The sequence below is a fragment of the Cytobacillus sp. NJ13 genome, from assembly GCA_030348385.1.
Taxonomy (GTDB): Bacteria; Bacillota; Bacilli; order Bacillales; family Cytobacillaceae; genus Cytobacillus.
Window position 1 is genome coordinate 1 of the sequence record JAUCFP010000006.1, and the last position, 22104, is coordinate 22104.

Genomic DNA, 22104 nt, shown 5'->3' on the forward strand with positions numbered 1-22104 from the left:
CCAAAACGAAAAGCGGAGGCGACTGTTCAACTTCGAGAGACGTTGGAGAGCCGGCCATTCAAATCCTGGTTTTGGGATTTGGAGGGACGGATCGAAACGGCCGAGAAGTTAGGAGCCGAAGCTAGACAAGTCATTGGTGAATACTCGGCAAACACTTCTTCATGCATTATCTAGTTTTGAGGGAACGAAGTTTCTTCAATCAAATAGTCCGGTGGCGATAGCGAGAAGGTCACACCCGTTCCCATACCGAACACGGAAGTTAAGCTTCTCAGCGCCGATGGTAGTTGGGGGCTGTCCCCCTGTGAGAGTAGGACGCTGCCGGGCAAAAGAAAGAGCACCTGATGGGTGCTCTTTTTTGTTTGTTTGGATGATATAAAGAATCAAAATGTCTTATTTTTGAACTCTTCTTTGTAATGAAAAATACATACATATATGCGTCACATTCACCCATATATGTGCCAGAACTGAATTATTTTTGCGTCAATCCTCATTTTTTGTCTGTTTTAAAAGTCAATTCCGTTTTCTGGAAAGATAAATGGTGCCAAATGTTTTATGACCATTTCATGTCCGCATGTATGGAATATGTATTAAAACAAAAGCTTATAAGCCTGCATCCCAAAATAAATCCCAAAGCCAATCAGCGATAAGCCAGATAATATGGAAATTAGAGCGAGAATCTTCCCGGTTAAAAATCTTCTGAAGCTGCTGGCGACAGCTGCCATCGTTATGTCCCAGAGAAGAAGCCCTGTAAAAATTGCACCACTGTATAAAACAACATGAGCCTTGTCATACTCGGCTGCTGTTTTGGCCAGAATAGAACCATAGATGCCAAGCCAAAACAGTATAGTTAAAGGATTTGACAATGACATGAGAAAGCCTGACATAAAGGATTTAACTTTTGATTCATCTTTGGTTCTATAGCTTGAAACGACTTTCCCGGCACTTATTAGGGTTTCAAAGCCTGTGTATACAAGGACGAAAAATCCAAAGCACCATAAGAAAGCTTTCATGAATGGAATCTCAAGAAAGTGTACAACCCCCAAATAAACGGCCGCCATATATATGGCATCTGCTGTCATAGCCCCCAGCCCCACCAGCCAGGCATGGAAAAAGCCATTTTTTATTCCTTTATCCAACTGTGCAGCATTGATTGGACCGATTGGCGCTGCAAGCGACAGACCCAAGAAAACATAGCCTAGAAATATGCTCATAAGTGTACAGCTCCTAACTGCCAATACCTGTTTGTACAAAGTTTATTCAGTGTATTGGAAGGATAGGACAACTTTTAATCCAGAGCAAGTTATGAACAGCAGATTTGTAATCAGTTGCCATTGTCCATATAAACCTTGATCAAAAATCAGAAGGCTTACTCATTTCACTTTTTGACAAAGTAAGCATAAATTTCTCAACCATGCAAAAAATAAAATGAAAAAAGCAGAGGAGAGTGTTACTTATGGATGCAAAACGTGTGAAGCAAATTCTTTCATCATCAGCAGATATCGAAGTAAAATACAATGGTGCTTCTGTGTGGATCGACAAGCTGAATGAGGATGGAAGAACAGCTACGGTACATTTGCGCGGTCCACTTGAAGAAAGATCCGAGGTAGAAATTGGAGAACTTACAGAATTGTAAATATGATCCTAAGCCGCCATATTGGCGGCTTTTACTCTATAATTCCTGATTGGATTCAGTTTCTGTACGTTCATTTAAATACTGATTCTCAGCAGAAGCAAAGTTTACTGACTGCAGGCTGATATCTTTATCGATCCCATATAGATCTTTGCCCGTGTCTTCTAGATTTTCATGCTTTCTTTCCACATCAGCTGCCTCCTTTAATAAAGTGTTTCCGTTAGTATAAACAGAGATTTTAAATATCATGAAAGGGAAATTGTACATAAAAATCCTAATTTATTTTATTTTGAGCTCAAGTATTTACATAGGATACCGGGGTATAATATAATAAATATAAAGGAGGCTGATCAAATGGCTTTTGAATTGGAAAATGAGGATTTATCGTCTGAAAGCTGCTGTTCGATTGAATCGGAGCGAAAAAGTCATCACTCAGAAAAAGTTAAAAGGAATTTGACAACCCGTTTAAATCGGATTGAAGGTCAGATACGCGGAATAAAAGGACTTATTGACAGAGACGTGTATTGTGACGATATTATAACACAAATTTCTGCAACGCAGTCTGCTTTGAATAGCGTAGCAAAGCTATTGCTTGAGGGCCATTTGAAAAGCTGTGTGGTTGAAAGAATCCACGAAGGCGATGAAGAAGTGCTTGATGAATTTTTAGTCACTATTCAAAAACTAATGAAAAAATAATTGGAGGTTTAATTATTATGGAAAGTGTAACTTTAAAAGTTAGGGGAATGTCTTGCGGACATTGTGTAAAAGCGGTAGAAGGCAGTGTCGGCAAACTAAATGGTGTTGATAAAGTAGCGGTTGAACTTGATAATGGCCAGGTGCAGGTTCAATTTGACTCATCAGCAGTTACACTTGAGCAAATCAAAGAAACAATTGACGATCAAGGCTATGATGTAGAGTAATATATCTGGAAAGAACGTGTGAATAAAATGCACGTTCTCTTTTTTTAATAAATAGGAAACTGTAAAAATGAGTAATTTGTCTGGATTTTTTTTATTGACATATAGGGTAGAGGGGTATAGTATTTTAAGTGTAAGGAACATCGTATAATAAAGGAGTGGGAGTTATGGGTGATGCAGCCCTAAAAGAGGTTCACCTTTCAATATCAGGCATGACATGTGCAGCCTGTTCGTCTCGAATAGAGAAAGGCTTAAATAAGCTCGACGGCGTCCAGGAAGCAAGTGTCAATCTTGCTTTAGAAAAAGCAGCAATTAAATATAATCCTGAAGTAACTTCTGTAGAAGCTTTTGAGAAAAAAATTGAGGATTTAGGTTATTCGGTAGTATCTGAGAAAGCCGAGTTAGAATTGCTGGGCATGACTTGCGCTGCTTGCTCTGGAAGGATTGAAAAAGGACTTAATAAGCTTCCAGGCGTCAAACAAGCTGTAGTCAATCTGGCTCTTGAAACTGGCACTGTTGAATACAATCCTGAACAAATCTCCATCCAGGACATGATAAAGAAAGTGGAGAATTTAGGGTATCAGGCAAAAATAAAAAAGGATAATGCCGGAGATATCGAAGGATATCGGGAAAAGGAAATTGAAAAACAAAAAGGCAAGTTCATTTTCTCGTTAATACTTTCCATTCCTTTATTCTGGTCCATGGTTGGACATTTCGAGTTTACATCATTCATTTATGTTCCCGATATGTTTATGAATCCTTGGGTGCAGCTGGCGCTTGCAGCTCCCGTGCAATTTTTAATAGGAAAGCAATTTTATGTCGGGGCATATAAGGCATTAAAAAATAAGAGCGCCAATATGGATGTGCTGGTTGCACTCGGTACTTCTGCTGCTTTTTTCTATAGCTTATACCAATCAATTTTATCAATTGGCAGCAATGCACATATGGTGGAACTCTATTACGAAACAAGTGCCATCCTTATAACATTAATAATCTTAGGCAAACTGTTTGAAGCACGGGCTAAGGGACGTTCTTCTGAAGCGATCAAAAAGCTTATGGGTCTGCAGGCAAAAACTGCGACTGTCTTAAGGGAAGGGGAAGAAATTGAAATTCCCCTTGAAGAGGTCATTGCTGGAGAAATCATATATGTCAAGCCAGGTGAAAAAATTCCGGTTGATGGTGAAATTATCGAAGGGCAGTCTGCTTTGGATGAATCCATGCTGACAGGGGAAAGTGTACCTGTTGATAAAACAGCAGGCGACACAGTTATTGGATCCACCATTAACAAAAATGGTTTCCTGAAAATTAAAGCCACAAAAGTTGGCAAAGATACAGCATTGTCACAGATTATAAAAGTGGTTGAAGAAGCGCAAGGTTCAAAAGCCCCCATACAGCGAATGGCAGACAGGATCTCTGGGATATTCGTTCCCATTGTTGTGACTATAGCTGTGGTTACATTCCTGGTGTGGTATATATGGGTAAGTCCTGGAAATTTTGCAGAAGCACTCGAAAAATTGATTGCCGTCCTGGTGATTGCATGTCCATGTGCACTGGGTCTGGCGACGCCAACCTCTATAATGGCAGGTTCCGGCCGGGCGGCGGAATATGGGGTTCTTTTTAAAGGCGGAGAGCACTTGGAACTCACACATGAAATCACTACAGTCGTTCTTGATAAAACTGGAACAGTTACACATGGAAAACCGGTTTTAACAGATGTGATTACGGAAGGCGACATAGAAGAGAGGACATTTCTCCAGCTTGTAGGGTCAGCGGAGAAACAGTCTGAGCATCCATTGGCTGAAGCGATCGTAAAGGGAATAAAGGATAAAGGGATCACGCTATCTAATCCTGAGGAATTTGAAGCTATTCCCGGGTATGGAATTAAAGCAAAAGTGGAAGGCAAAGACCTTCTAATAGGTACAAGAAGATTAATGGACAAATACGGTGTTAAAGTCCAGTCAGCCAAACTTGAAATGGAAACACTTGAGGAAAATGGAAAAACGGCAATGCTTGTCGCGGCTGATGGCAAATATGCAGGTATCGTGGCAGTTGCGGATACAATAAAGGAAACTTCCAGAGATGCAATCAATCGCTTAAGGAAACTGGGGATTGAAGTCATTATGATTACGGGAGATAACAAACGTACGGCTCAGGCAATAGCTGAGGAAGTGGGCATAGACTCTGCAATTGCAGAGGTTTTACCTGAAGGCAAGGCAGAAGAAGTAAAAAAACTTCAGAACCAGGGAAAAAAAGTCGCCATGGTCGGCGATGGCATAAACGATGCACCTGCACTTGCTGTAGCTGATATTGGAATGGCGATAGGAACCGGTACAGACGTTGCGATGGAAGCAGCTGATATTACTCTAATGAGAGGGGATTTAAATAGTATTGCAGACGCGATACAAATGAGTAAAAAAACCATAAGGAATATAAAACAAAATCTTTTCTGGGCATTTGCATACAATACACTTGGCATCCCTGTAGCTGCGTTAGGGTTCCTTGCACCTTGGCTTGCCGGCGCTGCAATGGCGTTCAGCTCCGTATCTGTCGTTTTAAACGCACTTCGATTACAAAGAGTAAAAATTAATGAAAAAAATGTTTAATTGGAGGGGCTGATGTAAATGAAAAAATGGGCAGGTGCAGCGATTGCTTACCTCGTTCTTGTAATGGCAGTTTATGCTGCATATGACTCTTTTTGGGCTACCCCAGAGCCGGTACCTCATGATATTGAAATGGAAAATCATGAATGAGAAAAAAAGAGCAGAGGGAAATCCCCCTCTGCTCTTTTTTCGAACATTGACGGATAAAAATTTGTAATCTTTTTCTCTATATGATAGAATCGTCTACAATATATAGTATATATTTTAAAGATTAAAAACTACATATAGATCGTGATTGGTGTCCTAAGTGGACTTAATAGGGAATTCGGTGTAAAACCGAAGCTGTCCCCGCAACTGTAAGTGCAGACGAAAAAAGCATGCCACTGTACAAAACGCTTCATGGCGCTTGTATGGGAAGGGCTTTTAGTAGAGTGAAGCACAAGCCAGGAGACCTGCCAGGGCGATCGAAAGTTTCTTATCTTCGGGGATTGAGATGATGAAACGATCGCGTAATGGCCGTTTTTTCATTTCTTGCTGCTATTATTCTATCGTTTGATCCGCTCATTTTCCGGGCGGATTTTTATTTTGCCTTTAGGAGGAAGTAAGATGGTCCAAACCATACAACCGATAAAAATTTTAGAAGAACTTAAGTCAGAATTTCCGCAGCTCGACATTGGGCAGTTATTAAAAAGGAATGAAGAAATGAACCAGCTGGGAGCGGAGGCAATGTATGATCAGCTTATATTGGATTGTTTATCATTTATCAGCATTGATGAGCCTGATTGGACTTTTGCCGCTTCACGCCTGCTTCTTAAGAAGCTCTATATTGAGTCTGGAAAAAATAGAGAATGCCAGCCGGATGATTGCTACAAACATTTTTATACATTAATTGAACGGCTGACTGCTTTGGGAATTTATGAACAGGATTTATTACATGTGTACTCAAAGGATGAAATAAATGAGCTGGCCTATTTTATTAGGAAAGAAAATGACTGCTTATTTACATATTTGGGGTTAAAAATGCTTGCTGACCGATATCTTGCCAGGGACAAACAGAAAAATCTCTATGAGCTTCCACAGGAGCGATTCTTGATCATCAGCATGGTGCTGATGAAAAAGGAGCCGAAGGATAAGCGGCTTGAACTTGTTAAAGAAGCTTACTGGGCAATGAGTGGTTTGTATATGACTGTTGCCACTCCAACATTGGCTAATGCAGGGAAAAACTGGGGACAGCTTTCAAGCTGTTTCATTGAGACCGTTGATGACAGTCTTGATTCCATATATGACAGTAATACCGATATTGCATCATTGTCTAAAAATGGTGGGGGAATCGGTGTTTATTTGGGTAAAATCCGCAGCAGAGGCAGTGATATTAAAGGATTTAAGGGGGCATCTTCAGGTGTGATTCCCTGGATGAAGCAGCTGAATAACACAGCCGTCAGTGTTGATCAGCTGGGACAAAGGCAGGGTGCTATAAGCGTCTATTTGGATATCTGGCATAAAGATATCTTCTCGTTTCTTGATGCAAAGCTAAACAATGGAGATGAAAGGCAGCGAACACATGATTTATTCACAGGTGTCTGCATTCCGGATTTGTTTATGGAAAAAGTAGAAAGCCGAGGATATTGGTATTTATTTGATCCCCATGAAGTCCGCAAGGTAATGGGCTTTTCACTGGAAGATTTTTATGACGAAGGAGAAGGCGAAGGTTCATTCCGCCAGAAATATAAAGAGTGCATAGATAACCCGAATCTGTCAAGGGAAAAAGTGCCTGCAATCGAGATAATGAAATCCATCATGAGAAGCCAGCTTGAAACAGGGACACCATTCATGTTTTACCGGGATGAAGTAAATCGGAAAAATGCCAATTCACATTGCGGAATGATTTATTGTACAAACCTGTGCACTGAAATCGTACAAAACCAAAGTGTTACAAAGAGGGTTGAAGAATATACAAGGGATGGGAGAATTATTATTGAAAAACAGCCAGGAGACTTCGTTGTCTGCAATCTTTCATCCATCAATCTTGCAAGGGCCGTGAGTGAGGAAGTACTTGAAAGGCTTGTGCCAATTCAGGTGCGAATGCTTGATAATGTCATTGATATTAATAGTATTCCAGTTCCTCAGGGGCAGATCACAAATCAAAAGTACCGTGCGATTGGACTGGGGACTTTTGGATGGCATCACCTTCTTGCATTGAAAAAAATCACATGGGAAAGCGAAGAAGCAGAAGAATTCGCTGACATTCTATATGAAAAAATTGCTTTTTTAGCGATAAAAAGTTCTATGAACCTGGCAAAAGAAAAAGGAAGCTATTCAGCCTTTAAAGGCTCTGATTGGCAAACGGGTGCCTACTTTGAAAAACGGGGGTATCTGGAAGAAAATTCAGACTTGGACTGGGCCGCATTGTGCGAAGAGGTAAGTGAATTTGGAATTCGAAATGCCTATTTGCTGGCGGTAGCCCCAAATGCATCAACTGCCTTAATTGCAGGAAGCACTCCAAGTATTGATCCTATATTCAACAAGCAGTATTCCGAAGAGAAAAAGGATTATCGGATCCCTGTGACAGCTCCTGATATTAACAGTGAGACCATTTGGTATTACAAATCTGCTTATCATATTAACCAGGAGTGGAGCATCAGGCAGAATGCAAACAGACAAAAACATATAGATCAAGCTATTTCATTTAATTTCTATATTCCTAACCATATTAAAGCAATCGATCTTTTGAATCTGCATCTTTCAGCATGGAAGAAAAAATTAAAAACAACTTATTATATCCGTTCAACTTCATCTGAGGTTGAAGACTGTGAATCTTGCTCAAGCTAAAGGAGGACCTTATGAATACCCTAAAAAAACGGCTAATTATTAATCAATCGGCGCCAAACAAATCAACTTCAATCATCAACGGGGAATGCTCCAATATTCTTAATTGGGATGATGTTCGGTTCGCATGGGCATATCCGAAGTATAAAAAAATGCTTGCTAACTTTTGGACGCCTTTCGAAATAAACATGTCACAGGACATTAAGCAATTTCCGGAATTAACGAAAAGTGAACAAGATGCATTTCTGAAAATTATTGGGCTGCTCGCATTGCTCGACAGCATCCAGACGGATTATGCCGGAAAAGTTGCTGATTATATTACTGACTCAAGCATATCAGCACTTATGATCATACTTGCACAGCAAGAGGTGATTCATAATCATTCATATTCCTATGTTCTATCAAGCCTTGTTCCCAAACAAAAACAGGATGAGGTTTTTGAATTCTGGCGTACAGAACCTATATTAGCTGAAAGAAATGAATTTGTTGTGAACGGATATAAAGATTTTGCAGAGAATCCAAGCGCAGAGAACCTGTTGAAATCTATTGTTTTTGATGTCGTTCTGGAGGGGCTTTTCTTTTATTCAGGCTTTGCATTCTTTTATCACCTGGCCAGAAATCAGAAAATGGTAGCCGCCTCAACGATGATTAATTACATCAACCGGGATGAACAAATCCATGTAGATTTGTTTGTTAAAATATTTAAAGAAATTCTGCAGGAAAATCCGGAACTTAATACTAATGAATTAAGTGAATTCGTCAAGGAAACATTTAAAAGAGCAGCTGAACTGGAGATTGTATGGGCCCGCGATGTGATCGGCAGCAAAACAGAAGGCATCCTGCTGTCTGACGTTGAAGCTTATATTAAATTTTATGCCAATGTCCGCTGCAATCAGCTGGGATATGAACGGCCGTTTGAAGGCTATCGGACCAATCCGCTCCGCTGGATAGTAGCTTATGAGCAGGTTGACCATGGGAAGTCCGATTTCTTTGAGCAAAAATCGCGGCAATATACAAAAGTTCAAATTGATAATGGGTTTGATGAATTATAAAGGTTATCCGGATATATAAAATAAAAAAGATTCTGCTTTGGGGGCAGAATCTTTTTTTTATCAGGAGAATACTGGTTCCCCAGATACAAAATCAATCTCAAAACCGAGATCCTTCAGCATTTGGTGATCCGCTGTGCTTTCCTGTCCTGCAGTGGTTAAGTAATCTCCTACGAAAATAGAATTAGCAGGATAAAGCCCAAGCGGCTGAAGGCTCCTAAGATTCACTTCTCTGCCTCCGGATATTCTGATTTCCTTTGAAGGGTTGATATATCGCATCAGGCAGAGCACCTTCAGACAATAGCGAGGATTCAAATCATCTGTCCCTTCTAATGGCGTCCCATCGATTGCATGCAGAAAGTTAACCGGTATTGAGTCGGCATCCAGGGCTTTTAGGCTTCTGGCCATTGCTATAACGTCTTCCTTGGTTTCCTTCATGCCAATAATTACCCCGGAACATGGTGAAATGCCTGCTTCCTTTATTAATTGGACCGTATTGACTCTGTCCCGGTATGTATGGGATGTAGTGATGCTCTCATGATGATTTTCTGAGGTGTTAATATTGTGATTATAGCGGTCCACTCCAGCTTCCTTGAGCTGCTCAGCCTGTTCAGGTTTTAGGAGCCCGAGACAGGCACAGACCTTCATATTATAGTTATCCTTTATTTCTTTAACCGCTGAAACTACTTCATCTAGCTCCCTATTGCTTGGGCCTCTTCCGCTTGCAACAATACAATAGGTTCCGACATTGAGGTGATGCGCCTGTTTAGCTCCTTTGATGATAGATTCCTTATCCATCATCCGGTATTTTTCGATAGGAGCTGTTGAGATGCTCGATTGTGAGCAGTATCCGCAGTTTTCAGGACATAGGCCTGATTTCGTATTTATAATCATATTTAATTTAACTTGGTTTCCATAATGATGATGACGGATTTTATAGGCACTGTGCAATAAATCCAGGAGTTCTTCATCTGGACAATTTAAAATTCCCATTGCCTCCGAGTCTGTCAGTTCATGTCCTTCCAGTACGTAAAGTGCTAGCTGTTGAAAATTCATATGTATCCTCCTTAGTAAAATTGTTTATGCTGCTCGGTTCATTTTTCTGAATTGACTGCTGGCAAATACTCTATGCTCCAGACGATGGGCCATTAACCCGGCAAAAACAGAGAGAATAATGTCTTTTGGAAGGGGGACTGCCATCCATAGCCATGCCATTTTATAGGTAAATCCCTCAGGTGCTGTAAACCAAAGTTTATAGGCCATATACATCCAATTCGTCCCGAAAACATAATTGATCACCATTCCGATTAAAGCTGCAGTAATATACACCGGAACAGATTTTTTCTTTTCTATCAATTTGCCGGTGACATAGGCTGTTAAAATAAACGATAGGATAAAACCGAAAGTGGGGCTTAATAAGGATGCAAAACCTCCGCCGAATTTTGAAAATACAGGAGCGCCTGCAAGCCCGGCAAAAGCATAGACAGCCATAGTGATAGCCCCTAATCGGCTTCCTAAAATAGCCCCTGCCAAAATGGCAAAAAAGGTCTGCAAAGTAATAGGCACTCCCCCAATAACCAAAAATGGGACAAATGAAGTGATATTTGCTCCAACAGCCATTAGGGCGACAAACATGCCAGCCAATGTTAAATCAATCGTTCTTAAACCTGTCTTCATATGATGCCTCCTGATAGATTTATATTTATACAATTTAGAATAATAGCAGCAAACGTTAAATGTCAACTTAATTATTAAATTGGTTTACATAAATACGTGTTAAAGTGTGAAAATGGATTATATGTCAAGGTGAATGCTGTCAGCGAGCGGAGAAACAGGGGATAGGTAAGGAGCTTCTTTTTTTGTAATAAACCAGCCGCTGGCGATTGGCCAGCGGCTGGTTAGAGGTATTAGTTATTGCCTTGTGTTTTTTTTCGAACCACATCAAAAAGGCCGGAACCGATAATATCAAGTGCTGATTGCATTCTCTCAGCAGAGATATTATCTTCAATTGTATCCTGTGGAGTATGGTAAACTTTTTCAATATGGTAAACAAGCGGATCCCAGCTGTCTATGCCCATCCAGATAAATAAGGCTGCTGGAATGCCGGCATTATGGAAAGGAACATGGTCACTCGATCCGAATTTGCCTGGGAGAATATCCGAATTGCCCAAGCGTGCCCCCGCTTCACCAGTTGAAGAAGTTACAATGTTTTGGCTGCCGTCTGGTGTCATGGCATATAGGTTTGTCGCCTTGTCATAATTTGTAGCAACCATATCAGGAACAAAAACAGCCTCTATCTGGTCTTTTTCTGTCTCTGTTAACTGATCTACATAATATCTTGCTCCCAAAAGGCCGCGCTCCTCAGATCCAAATGCAATGAATTTAAGGGTTTTGTCTGTATTGTATCCTTTATAAACTCTGGCAAGCTCAAGCATCAAACCTACCCCGGAAGCATTATCATTCGCGCCTGGAGCACCCACTACACTATCATGATGAGCACCTAGTATAACCTCTTTTGTATCTTCATCTTTTGATTTAGCTTCCTTGGTTGCAATTACATTTACCGATTTAAGATCTTTATAATGTTTTGCTGTCAGGGAGAGCTCAACTGCACCTTGCTCCATTTGTTCTTTGAGCCATTCACCATGAATATAGGAAGCCCCGAAAACCGGGATATCATATTCCGCAGTAAGGTTAGGATTAAAAGTTTGTCCGTAATTGCCGCGGCTTCCAACGAGGCTTTGGAGAATCACACCAGCTGCACCTGCCTCAACTGCTTTGGCTACCTGCTCACGGTATCCGGCTGTAGTTTCTGCCCGTGCAAGAAGAACTATTTTACCTTCGGCTCCTTTATAATCCTCATTTTCTACATAGGTTACTTCTGCATCAACTGGTGTATCGCTGATGGCCCCCTTTGGTGCAGCGCCCATTTCCCATACTGTCCCATCTTCAAATGCTGCGCTGCCTATGTATTGATCTGCTACCGGAAAGTATTGAAACTCAACATCATAGCCATAACTTTTGAGTGTTTTAGCAATATACTCTGCCGATTTTTTTTCATTTTCTAACCCGCCAGGTCTTGTCCCAATTTTTTCCGATAGATACCTCACGTGCTCGATAGCACGTTCAGCATTTACTCTGGCAATAATCTTCTGATCTTGCGAATGGGTTGAATTTCCATTTTCATTACTTAGCGGGGCGGCATATCCGATTGTGCCAAAAGCTAAAGAAGCTGCTAGAGCCGCTGCTAATATCTTGGGAGATTTTCGACTATTTTTTGACATAATACCCTCCTGAAATCTAGTGTTTTTTTCGATTCCCTAACGATTCCTAGTTTAGTAGAAAATGGTATTTTTTGAATAGAGTACTAATTCCTATGGGGCATGCCTATTGTTCCGACACTATGTGTCAAATTTATATAATAAAAGACAAAACTTAGTGGTAAGTTACTACTATTTTTGGAAAGGTGACTTTGTGTTTTTTTACTCCCTAAGAGGGTACAGTGATAGTACTCATCAATAGATGAAAGTTCACTTATATTAAGGAGGTATAAACATGGCAAATCGTAAAAACAACATTCACAGTAATGAACAGGAACAATATTTTAAGGACCGGGCAGGAACAGAAGAAGCAAGATTCCATGTAGTACCGCACGATGAGGAAGGATGGGCAGTCAAAAAAGAGGGGCAAAACAAGCCTGGGTTTACAGCGGAAACACGTTCAGATGCAGTGGAGAAAGCGAAGAGCATGGCAGAAGAAGCGGGAACAATGGTAATCCTGCATAATGAAGATGGAAAAATTGAGGATCTTGTAAATTATGAAAATAAATAAATTGATATCTAAGAAGGGCATTACCATTGCGTAGTGCTCTTTTTTGTTTGGCTGGGATTGAACAAAAGAGATTTTTTTTCTAAAACAAAAAAATTCCGCTTTCAAATAGAAAGCGGTTCAAAAAGAGACCTTGGAACGAGTGAATTCTTAAATTCAAAACAATATATAGTAGCGTAAGTTGTTTAAGAAACTATATATTGTTATTTTTGATTCTAGCATAATAAAACATAGAGAGCAAACTATTATTTTAATATATTTAAAATATTCTATTAGTTTATGGGTCAGAGAGAAAATGTACACTAAAACAACCAAAAACATTCATATTTTGATTGTTTTTGATTTATTTTGAATGAAAATGATTGATTTTTGCAATCGGTTTCAGTAAGATGTAATCAAGAATAACACTCGCACAGGGAGGTGATGTTTTGTTAACACCAGAGCGCCACAAATTAATTCTGCAGCTTTTAAAAGAAAAAGGTGTAGTGAAAATTCAGGATCTCGTTGACATGACAGAAACATCGGAATCAACAATCAGAAGGGACTTGACCCAGCTTGAAGAAGGGAAGTACTTAAAAAGAGTACATGGAGGGGCTGCCAGGCTTCTGGGAAAGCTGCAGGAACCCAGCATGTCTGAAAAGTCATCCAAAAACCTTCAGCAAAAGCGGCAAATCGCCCAATACGCGGCAAGTCTTGTTGAAGAAGGTGATTCCATTTATCTTGATGCAGGCTCGACAGTAACAGAAATGATTCCCTTTTTGCCTGCGAAGGAAATTGTGGTTGTAACGAACGGATTAATGCATATCAATGCATTGCTCGAAAGGAATATAAAAACATTTTTAATCGGCGGTTTTGCCAAGGAACAGACCAAAGCCATCATTGGCAGGGGGGCATTGGCGAGCCTGGAAAATTATCGATTTGATAAATGCTTTATGGGGGTTAACGGCATCCATCCTCAATTCGGCTACACCACACCGGATCAGGATGAGGCAATGATTAAGCAAATGGCCATTTCGCTTTCAAGGGAGGCATTCGTGCTTGCCGATGATACGAAGTTTTCAGAAATCGCATTTGCCAAGATTGCCGATTTGCATACAGCAGCAATTATTACAAATGAGCTGGACGAGGAACAGCAAGAGCCATATAGCAGCAAAACTACAATAAAGGTCGTGACAGCATGATACACACATTGACGCTAAATCCGTCAGTGGACTACATCGTAGAATTGGATGAATTGTTAGTCGGCGGTTTGAACCGCATGCAGCAGGATACAAAGTTCCCTGGAGGAAAAGGGATAAATGTTTCCAGAGTGCTGAACAGAATGGATGTTGAAAGCAAGGCCCTTGGCTTTGTAGGCGGATTTACAGGTGATTATATTGTTGATTGCTTAAATCAGGAGAATATTCAAACTGACTTTGTCCAAGTTGCTGATGACACAAGAATTAATGTAAAGATCAAGACAGATACAGAAACAGAAATCAATGCCAAAGGGCCGGCCATTTCAGGAAGGAATTTTGAGGAACTAAAAAATAAGATCCGCAATCTTTCAGAAGAAGATTTGCTTGTCCTGGCTGGCAGTATTCCATCAACATTGCCTGAATCAACTTATGAAGGGCTGGTAAGAATTTGTTCAGAAAATGGGACGGCTTTTGTGGTGGATGCAGAGGGAGAGTTACTGAAAAAGGTCCTTCCATACAAACCGTTTTTAATAAAGCCCAATCACCATGAATTAGGTGAAATATTCAATACAGAATTTACTTCAGCAAGAGAAGTTATCCCATATGGACAGAAACTTGTAGAAATGGGCGCACAGAATGTAATTGTTTCATTAGCCGGCAAGGGAGCCGTCTTGATTTCTGATGAAACAGCGTATATTTCAAGCGTTCCAAATGGGGAAGTGAAAAGTTCTGTAGGTGCCGGAGATTCCATGGTAGCCGGTTTTCTTGCAGCTTATGAAAAAAACAAAAATATAGAAAAGGCTTTTCAATACAGTGTTGCTTCCGGAAGCGCTACGGCTTTTTCACTTGGTCTTTGCACAAAGGAAAAAGCAGAGGAATTGCTTTCACAGGTTTCGATTGAGAAGGTCAGCCTAAAAGGGGAGATTTAGGATGAGAATTACAGAATTACTGACAAGAGATACGATCCTGCTCTCATTGAGCGGAACAGGTAAAATGGATGCCATAAATGGATTGGTAAACCAGCTTGATCAAGCAGGAAAGCTTCATGACCGCACTGCCTTCAAGAATGCCATTTTAAAAAGGGAAGAACAAAGCACAACAGGCATCGGTGACGGGATAGCCATTCCTCATGCAAAAACTGGTGCGGTCAAAGAGCCTGCTATTGCTTTCGGCAAATCAGAAGCAGGAGTGGATTATGAATCACTTGACGGTCAGCCCGCACACCTATTCTTTATGATTGCAGCCCCGGAAGGAGCAAACAATACACATCTGGAAGCTCTATCCAGGCTTTCATCGATACTAATGAACGGGGAAGCACGCAAAAAACTCCAAAATGCTGCTTCTGCAGACGAAGTTATTGGAATTATAGACAGCTATGACGAGACAGAAGAAGAGGAAGTCCAAAATATTGCAGACAGTAAACGTTTTGTTGTTGCTGTAACAGCTTGCCCAACAGGAATTGCCCATACTTATATGGCGGCTGATTCACTAAAGGCCAAGGCAGCTGAAATGGGCGTTGATATCAAAGTTGAAACAAATGGCTCAAGTGGTGCTAAAAATGTTCTGACACCGGAAGAAATTGCGAATGCAGCAGCAGTTATAGTCGCAGCAGATACAAAGGTGGAAATGGAGCGATTCAGCGGCAAGCATGTCCTCGAAACGGCAGTTGCAGATGGCATCCGAAAACCTCAGGAGCTTATCGAGAAAGCGCTAAAGCAGGATGCCCCAATATACAATGGCGGAAGCCCGGACAGCAGCGAAAACGCAGATAATAAAAAAGAACAAAAAGCAGGAGTTTATAAGCATTTGATGAATGGCGTTTCCAACATGCTTCCATTTGTTGTTGGCGGCGGAATACTTATTGCCATTTCCTTTATGTTCGGATATAAAGCAGCAGATCCTAATGATCCGTCGTATCATCCTATCGCAGAAGCACTGATGACCATTGGCGGGGGAAATGCATTTGGATTAATTGTTCCAATCCTTGCAGCGTTCATTGCCATGAGTATTGCTGATCGCCCTGGCTTTGCTGCAGGTGCCGTCGGGGGAATGATGGCAGCATCTGGAGGCGCAGGATTCCTTGGCGGCATCATTGCCGGCTTCCTTGCAGGTTATGTAGTAGTTGGTTTGAAAAGGGTCTTTGCCGGTTTGCCTTCATCACTTGAAGGGATTAAAACGATTTTGCTTTATCCGCTTTTTGGAATTGCTATCACAGGCTTACTCATGCTTTATGTTGTCAACAAACCAGTTGGCGCATTAAATACTGCTATCACCGAGTGGCTTTCAGGTCTTGGTACTGGAAATGCTGTCTTGCTTGGAGTAGTCCTTGGGCTGATGATGGCATTTGATATGGGCGGCCCGGTTAATAAATCGGCATACGTATTTGGTACAGGTCTGCTTGCAAATGGAGTATATGAACCAATGGCAGCAATCATGGCAGCGGGGATGGTTCCGCCTCTTGCCATCGCGCTTGCCACCACTTTATTCAAAAATAGATTTACAAAACAGGAACAGGATGCAGGAAAAGCAAATTACATTATGGGATTTTCGTTTATCACAGAAGGCGCAATCCCGTTCGCAGCAGCAGATCCATTGCGGGTCATCCCATCAATCATGGCAGGATCCGCCGTAGCAGGTGCCATTTCAATGATGGCTGGAATCGGATTAAGAGCGCCGCACGGCGGAGTCTTTGTCGTCCCTCTTGTCGATGGCCCATGGGGAATTTACCTTGCAGGAATAATAGCAGGTGCTCTTCTGTCTGCTATCCTTATAGGGTTCCTGAAAAAACCTTTAAATAATGAATAAACCATAGCCGGTACTTAATGTATCGGCTTTAAATTTTTAGAAAATTCCTTTTAGAAAAGATTGAAAAAACTGAAAATAAATGATTTAATTAAAACAAACTCATCAGTCTATATTTTTTTATGAATAAATAAACTATCTAGTCTATATATTTGGAGGTGTGGAACCATGGCCATTATCATTGTTATTAAGAGAGGGAACAAACTTAAATAACTAACCATTAGATGCACAGCAAGTAAAACTTCATCAGAAAACACATGAAGGAGAGCGTTTATGAAAATAAAAAGACTTTCTCAAGTTACCCTGGAGGAGGCGCTGACTGCCTGGAACAAAGGATTTGAAGGTTATATAGTTCCAATAAAAATGGATATTCAGGCCTTTGTTAATCGAATGGCATCTGAGGGACTTTCTCCTGAAAAATCCATTGTCGTTTTTATGCACGGAGAACCCTGCGGAATCATAATGAATGGGTTCCGGGAGATTAACGGCAGGAAAATTGCCTGGAACGGAGGCACTGGAATCGCACCACAATACAGGGGAAAAGGTCTTTCTGCAGCTATGATGTCAGAAGTTCTCAGCATATATAAAGCTGAAAATGCTCACACTGCTGTTCTTGAAGCAATTGAAGAAAATGAGAGAGCGATTAAGCTGTACAAAAAAGCCGGCTATGCGATTACTGATCAATTGCTTTATCTAAACAAGAAACTAGCATATAAAGAAATAGGCTCATTGACGGAAAACCATTTAGCAATAAAAAAGATATATCCCGAACAGCTGCAGTCACTCAGGTTTTATGACAGCGATGCTGCCTGGCAGTGCCAGTGGCAAAGTGCAAAACAAGGGGAAGCTGCTGTGCTTATGAGTGACGATGGGAAAGAGGAAGGATACATTTTATACAAAAGAGTGCTGGAAGCAGGAGGACGTACAGATCGCATTATCATCTATCAGCTAAAGTTCACGGACGAAAGTGCATATGATGCAATGACTGAAAGGATTCTGGGCCATCTGTTCCTGGATCAGGATGATTCAATTGATTTCACTGCCGTTAATATTTCTGTTTCCAATCCCGCCTCAAAAGCTTTGCTTAAAATGGGATTTGAAAAAAAGATTGGCCAGGTAATGATGAAAAAAACGCTTTAGGATACCTGCTGCCTATTTAATTTTCCCCTTTCTGCAAAAAACTAAGTTACCAAATAATTATGAGGTTCGTGCTTATAGGCATAATTTCAGATGGTTCCTGATATGTTTTTATGAGTAAGTTTGAAAGGGGAGATATATTGGCTGCTGGATTTGAAAGTGCTGCAAAATTAGAACACGGGTTTTGGCTTCAGATTTTGGGTGATCATGCACGTTTCATACATGATTCACTATCACCAAAGGAAAAAGACAGCATTGAACGGGCAAATTACTTTATACAAACCTTCGACCAGCTATTAGGAAGGGTTGAAGTTGATAACCTGGAGCAATTGAGCCGGAGGGCAGAACAGGAAGCTAAAAAGCTCAGGGAATTTAAATTGAATCTAATCGAACGTCATCTGATAGGGAAAATTTCCATTCATCTTGGGCCTGTTTTTATTAATCATATGGTCAATGAACTTGAAGAATATATGCTTGTCCTTCAATATTTAAAAAAGGGGGAAGCCCCGCCTGTATTTCATGAGCTCCACCATCATTTAATCTGGCTTCTGGATGCAGCTGGCCATGCAGGTGCCATATCGGACAATATGGACCAGGCTGAAAAGAAAATTAAAAAAATCAGTGATGGCTATACAAAGGATTTTGAAGCTTTTTACTTAAAAGCAGTTGAAATGTCCGGGTTCCTTCGGACGAATGTTACGTTGTTTCCGGCACTCCAAAAGTTCAACAATGACGTTGCTCTTGAAATTTCTTTGTTTATGAACTTTCTGAATGAAATTGAGGAGCTTGAAATAAGCAAAGAGGCGTTGGGTACATTTGCAGCTTTAATGGCTGATCACATGTACCGTGAAGAATGCTATTACCTGTCAAAGCTTGCTGAGTCCACTCAGTCGGAAATGCCGAAATGTGATCCGGCAAAGCCGAGGCTTAAAGAATAAATTCAAAGCTGCCATGTTTGGCAGTTTTTTTGCATTAAGAACATGCGTCAGTGTTTTCTGGGTAAAAGAGTATAAAAAGGCTGATATCATGAAACTGATAAGATGGAGTTACATGCGGAGAAATCAGGTAAAGGGACTGTTTGACTGCTTTCCTGAAGCGGTCATCATTTTTAAAAGAATAAAGAATTATTACTTTATCCACAGTGCTGAATGGACAGGCAGTCCGCAGTTAATTGCTAAGCAGCAGATGGAGGAAATGGAGTATTTGCTTAATAAAGAAATGGGTTTTCTTCGCGGATATCTTCAAAGGAAATCTGCAGGTGATAAAGATAATGAAACTTGAAAAAATAGGAAAGAAGAATCAATTTTCTTAAAATAGAACACACGTTCGACTAAATGGACAAGGATATGATATAATAAAGAAGCAATGGGAGTTTCTCAAGGGTGGTCGGCTAGCCCCGTGTGAAAGGGGGTGATGCCTTTTGACAGTTTTCGAATCGATCATGATGATGATTTCCTTCTCTAGTCTGATCATTGCTGTCATGACTTTTAACCATAAAAAATAGACCTCCCTTGATCTGACAATTGAGGGAGAGGTCTATGTCTTTGACAGGCCGATCCCCTAAGGGAACGACTATTGCGAATGACCGTGGGTGCGGCAACACCTGCGGTCGTTTTTTATTTATTCATATTCTTAATTCAAGAATATCATATGCGGTTCAGAAAGTCACGGAAATAAGCATAATCGCATGATTACTTATAGTATATGCAGATTCCGGCTGAAAATCCATAATGATTCGGAGCTTAATGTACCCTACTATAATGGCAGTACTGTAAGGGAGGATTAGACATTACAAAACGCAATATTAAGACTAAATCAGGATAGCAAAGCACAAATAAAAGCATAAGCGATATGGAGTTCTAAAAAGAGCTTGACCAGCAAAACAAAAATGCTAAAGAGACATGATTAACTGATGTTGGAAATAAAGAATTGACCGAGATGGGGCAGACTAAAACTGTCCCATTTTTTATATGGAACAGGAGGATGGAGAGCCATCTATGTTTTGTGAATGGAAAGGACGATTCTTGTGCCAGCATTTATTTATGAGGATACAAAGATTTTTTATGAAACGATGGGAAAGGGTGTACCGATAATCTTTATACATCCGCCTGCCATGGGGAGAAAGGTATTTTATTATCAAGGCCTGCTGGCTGAGCATTTTCAGGTTGTTTTTTCTGATCTAAGCGGGAATGGAGATACTATTGGTCCCGAGAAAACAGTAACCATTAAAGGGTATGCAGAAGAGATTAAAGCTGTACTGGACCACCTGGAAATTGAAAAAGCCGTTATCCTTGGTTATTCATCTGGGAGCATAATTGCCCAGGAATTTGCACTCTCTTTTCCTGAGAGGACGCTTGGTGTCATACTATCTGGCGGATTTCCAGAGGTTTTATCAGAAACTTTCAAATATGAGCATATATTGGGAATGTATTTCGTGAAACATTTTCCGGGTTTCCTGCGCTATGTAATAGCAGCAAGTCACACAAATGATCAAAAAGTCAGAAACGATATTTTGGAACACATGAAAAAGGCAAATCATACTATGTGGTTTCAATTTTATGATAGATCGCTCCACTATTCATGCACTGATCGCCTAAGGAACTTAAGCGTCCCCCTTCTCCTTATTTATGGATCAAGAGATTTTGTTAATCAGCATATTAGGAGCTATAGAAGATATGTCAGCTTTCAGGCGGCAATGATCAAAGGTGTATCCCATCAGGCGCCAACCAAAAAGTGGCAGCTTTTCAACCAGGTTGTAACTGGTTTTGTACAGCAGCATTTTAAATAAAAAGATCCGTATCGTCATAGCACGATACGGATTTTTTTAGCCATCATTTCCGTCAGGTTTGATTGCCATTATGGCTGCAAGGGCAGCAAGAATGGTAATACCGCTTAATATATAAAAAAGGCCTTGATCAGAATGCTTCATGAGAATGGCAATGGCCGGAGGGCCGCCGGCAACGCCAATAAACCTCATTGAACTGTATAAAGAAGTAATGGTACCACGTTCTTCTTTTGCAATTCCTTCCGTAATTAGTGCATCCAATGAAGGCAATGCAACGCCTATGCCAATTCCGGCAAACAGGAACATGCTGATCATAAACCACATATTGTTTGAAAAGCTTAAGATTGCAGTCGCAGCTGCCACAAGCACTGAGCCTAAAAAAATGATCCACTTCATCAGTATTTTATTTTCTTTTATTTTTTTTCCTGTTAGATAGGACGAAAGGCACAGTGCGCCAAGCGGTAAAGCTAAGAGAAGCCCTTTTTTAACATCTTTAATATCATATATCTTTTCAAGGACATCAGATAAATAAAAAAGTATCCCGAAAAGCACAAACATAAGAATGGCACCAATTAAAAAAATAGCATAAAGCCATTTTCCGTTGTTTTTAAAGGTATCCTTAATATTGCTCCAAAATTTCTTTAGCGGAAGCGGCTCTTCTCTTTTATTTGGTGTTTTTACAAGAAAAAAAACCAGCAGGATTGAAATCGTACAAAAAACTGGAAACGAAAAAAACGGTAAAAACCATATAAATCCTGCCAAAAACGCTCCAAGTATAGGTGATAGAACTTTTCCAAAAGTATTGGAAGTTTCAATCAGGCCAAGGGAACTGCTGACATCATCATCATTTTTAAACATATCCCCGACTAAAGGCATAACAATTGGTGCCGCACCGGCTGCCCCAACACCCTGCAATGCCCTCCCGGCTAATATGATCCAATAAGCATCCGCCATTTTCCATGCTGCCCATCCAGAGATCAGCCCGCCAATTCCTGCAATGAAAAGACTTGGTATAATGACTTTTTTACGGCCGATATGATCCGATAAAAAGCCTGCGATTGGAATCAAAATAATGGCTACAATACTGTAAACGGTAATAATCATGCTGGATTGGAATGCAGAAATATTTAGTTTATTTTCCATCGCCGGCAGAACAGGAATCAGCATGGAATTCCCAAGTGTCATAACGAGAGGAATTGAAGAAAGTGAAAGAATGGCCCATTTTTGGTTATGAACATCATCACCTGACTTCTTTTTAGCTTTGGAATTTACAGATTGTAAATTTTCAACATGCTCCATATTTCTGACCTTCCTTTTCGTTAATCAAACTAGTCTTAATATGAGCTAATTGC

At 40.5% G+C, this 22104-nt stretch carries 21 protein-coding genes, 1 rRNA gene and 1 riboswitch; of the genes, 16 read left to right on the forward strand and 6 right to left on the reverse strand.

What is annotated here, in order from left to right; all coding sequences use genetic code 11:
• Nucleotides 1–207 precede the first annotated feature (207 nt).
• Nucleotides 208–324, forward strand: a 5S ribosomal RNA gene (rrf, locus tag QUF73_00025).
• Between the two features lie 263 nt (nucleotides 325–587).
• Here the strand turns inward: rrf and QUF73_00030 are convergent.
• Complete coding sequence (locus QUF73_00030; GenBank protein ID MDM5224591.1) at nucleotides 588–1211, reverse strand: LysE family transporter; 624 nt, start codon at nucleotides 1209–1211, stop codon at nucleotides 588–590.
• 242 nt (nucleotides 1212–1453) lie between these two features.
• On the opposite strand from QUF73_00030, the gene QUF73_00035 reads away from it, so the two are divergent.
• Nucleotides 1454–1633, forward strand: a complete 180-nt coding sequence (locus QUF73_00035; protein ID MDM5224592.1) for an H-type small acid-soluble spore protein — start codon at nucleotides 1454–1456, stop codon at nucleotides 1631–1633.
• Between the two features lie 36 nt (nucleotides 1634–1669).
• Here QUF73_00035 and QUF73_00040 read toward each other — a convergent pair whose 3' ends face one another.
• Nucleotides 1670–1819 carry a hypothetical protein gene (locus QUF73_00040; protein MDM5224593.1) on the reverse strand — a complete coding sequence of 50 codons (150 nt, stop codon included), beginning with the start codon at nucleotides 1817–1819 and terminating at the stop codon, nucleotides 1670–1672.
• Nucleotides 1820–1984: 165 nt separating this feature from the next.
• Here QUF73_00040 and QUF73_00045 point away from each other — a divergent pair, with 165 nt between their 5' ends.
• The 6 genes from QUF73_00045 to QUF73_00070 all read left to right on the forward strand — a co-directional run bounded on the left by QUF73_00045 (nucleotide 1985) and on the right by QUF73_00070 (nucleotide 9025).
• Nucleotides 1985–2326: a metal-sensitive transcriptional regulator gene (locus QUF73_00045; GenBank protein ID MDM5224594.1), complete on the forward strand. Its 342-nt coding sequence runs from the start codon at nucleotides 1985–1987 to the stop codon at nucleotides 2324–2326.
• Nucleotides 2327–2343: 17 nt separating this feature from the next.
• The gene (copZ, locus tag QUF73_00050) at nucleotides 2344–2550 is read left to right on the forward strand and encodes a copper chaperone CopZ (protein MDM5224595.1); all 207 of its coding nucleotides are present in this window, start codon (nucleotides 2344–2346) and stop codon (nucleotides 2548–2550) included.
• 164 nt (nucleotides 2551–2714) lie between these two features.
• Entirely contained in the window at nucleotides 2715–5150 is a 2436-nt protein-coding gene (locus QUF73_00055; GenBank protein MDM5224596.1) for a heavy metal translocating P-type ATPase, read from the forward strand.
• Nucleotides 5151–5168: 18 nt separating this feature from the next.
• On the forward strand, nucleotides 5169–5297 hold the full coding sequence (locus tag QUF73_00060; GenBank protein MDM5224597.1) for a hypothetical protein: 129 nt from the start codon (nucleotides 5169–5171) through the stop codon (nucleotides 5295–5297).
• Between the two features lie 129 nt (nucleotides 5298–5426).
• Nucleotides 5427–5622: riboswitch (cobalamin riboswitch) on the forward strand.
• A 131-nt stretch (nucleotides 5623–5753) separates the two neighbouring features.
• Nucleotides 5754–7976, forward strand: a complete 2223-nt coding sequence (locus tag QUF73_00065; GenBank protein MDM5224598.1) for a ribonucleoside-diphosphate reductase subunit alpha — start codon at nucleotides 5754–5756, stop codon at nucleotides 7974–7976.
• A gap of 11 nt (nucleotides 7977–7987) precedes the next feature.
• Nucleotides 7988–9025: a ribonucleotide-diphosphate reductase subunit beta gene (locus QUF73_00070; GenBank protein ID MDM5224599.1), complete on the forward strand. Its 1038-nt coding sequence runs from the start codon at nucleotides 7988–7990 to the stop codon at nucleotides 9023–9025.
• Between the two features lie 60 nt (nucleotides 9026–9085).
• Here QUF73_00070 and bioB read toward each other — a convergent pair whose 3' ends face one another.
• The 3 genes from bioB to QUF73_00085 all read right to left on the reverse strand — a co-directional run bounded on the left by bioB (nucleotide 9086) and on the right by QUF73_00085 (nucleotide 12306).
• Nucleotides 9086–10078: a biotin synthase BioB gene (gene bioB / locus QUF73_00075; protein MDM5224600.1), complete on the reverse strand. Its 993-nt coding sequence runs from the start codon at nucleotides 10076–10078 to the stop codon at nucleotides 9086–9088.
• A 24-nt stretch (nucleotides 10079–10102) separates the two neighbouring features.
• Nucleotides 10103–10699: a biotin transporter BioY gene (locus QUF73_00080; protein MDM5224601.1), complete on the reverse strand. Its 597-nt coding sequence runs from the start codon at nucleotides 10697–10699 to the stop codon at nucleotides 10103–10105.
• Nucleotides 10700–10929: 230 nt separating this feature from the next.
• Entirely contained in the window at nucleotides 10930–12306 is a 1377-nt protein-coding gene (locus tag QUF73_00085; GenBank protein MDM5224602.1) for a M20/M25/M40 family metallo-hydrolase, read from the reverse strand.
• Between the two features lie 271 nt (nucleotides 12307–12577).
• Between QUF73_00085 and QUF73_00090 the strand changes: the two genes are divergently transcribed.
• The 8 genes from QUF73_00090 (at nucleotide 12578) to QUF73_00125 (ending at nucleotide 20755) form a co-directional block, all read left to right on the forward strand.
• Entirely contained in the window at nucleotides 12578–12853 is a 276-nt protein-coding gene (locus tag QUF73_00090; protein ID MDM5224603.1) for a DUF2188 domain-containing protein, read from the forward strand.
• 425 nt (nucleotides 12854–13278) lie between these two features.
• On the forward strand, nucleotides 13279–14031 hold the full coding sequence (locus QUF73_00095) for a DeoR/GlpR family DNA-binding transcription regulator (GenBank protein MDM5224604.1): 753 nt from the start codon (nucleotides 13279–13281) through the stop codon (nucleotides 14029–14031).
• The gene (pfkB, locus tag QUF73_00100) at nucleotides 14028–14957 is read left to right on the forward strand and encodes a 1-phosphofructokinase (GenBank protein ID MDM5224605.1); all 930 of its coding nucleotides are present in this window, start codon (nucleotides 14028–14030) and stop codon (nucleotides 14955–14957) included. Before QUF73_00095 ends, pfkB begins: the two co-directional genes overlap by 4 nt.
• A gap of 1 nt (nucleotide 14958) precedes the next feature.
• Nucleotides 14959–16833: a fructose-specific PTS transporter subunit EIIC gene (locus tag QUF73_00105; GenBank protein ID MDM5224606.1), complete on the forward strand. Its 1875-nt coding sequence runs from the start codon at nucleotides 14959–14961 to the stop codon at nucleotides 16831–16833.
• Between the two features lie 270 nt (nucleotides 16834–17103).
• On the forward strand, nucleotides 17104–17970 hold the full coding sequence (locus QUF73_00110; GenBank protein ID MDM5224607.1) for a GNAT family N-acetyltransferase: 867 nt from the start codon (nucleotides 17104–17106) through the stop codon (nucleotides 17968–17970).
• A 137-nt stretch (nucleotides 17971–18107) separates the two neighbouring features.
• Nucleotides 18108–18905 (forward strand): DUF2935 domain-containing protein, encoded by a 798-nt coding sequence (locus QUF73_00115; GenBank protein MDM5224608.1) that lies wholly within the window; start codon nucleotides 18108–18110, stop codon nucleotides 18903–18905.
• A gap of 112 nt (nucleotides 18906–19017) precedes the next feature.
• Nucleotides 19018–19248 carry a hypothetical protein gene (locus tag QUF73_00120; protein ID MDM5224609.1) on the forward strand — a complete coding sequence of 77 codons (231 nt, stop codon included), beginning with the start codon at nucleotides 19018–19020 and terminating at the stop codon, nucleotides 19246–19248.
• A gap of 745 nt (nucleotides 19249–19993) precedes the next feature.
• Nucleotides 19994–20755 carry an alpha/beta hydrolase gene (locus QUF73_00125; GenBank protein ID MDM5224610.1) on the forward strand — a complete coding sequence of 254 codons (762 nt, stop codon included), beginning with the start codon at nucleotides 19994–19996 and terminating at the stop codon, nucleotides 20753–20755.
• A gap of 36 nt (nucleotides 20756–20791) precedes the next feature.
• On the opposite strand, the gene QUF73_00130 is transcribed toward QUF73_00125, so the two are convergent.
• Nucleotides 20792–22051, reverse strand: coding sequence for an MFS transporter (locus QUF73_00130; GenBank protein MDM5224611.1), 1260 nt, complete (start codon nucleotides 22049–22051; stop codon nucleotides 20792–20794).
• Nucleotides 22052–22104 lie beyond the last annotated feature (53 nt).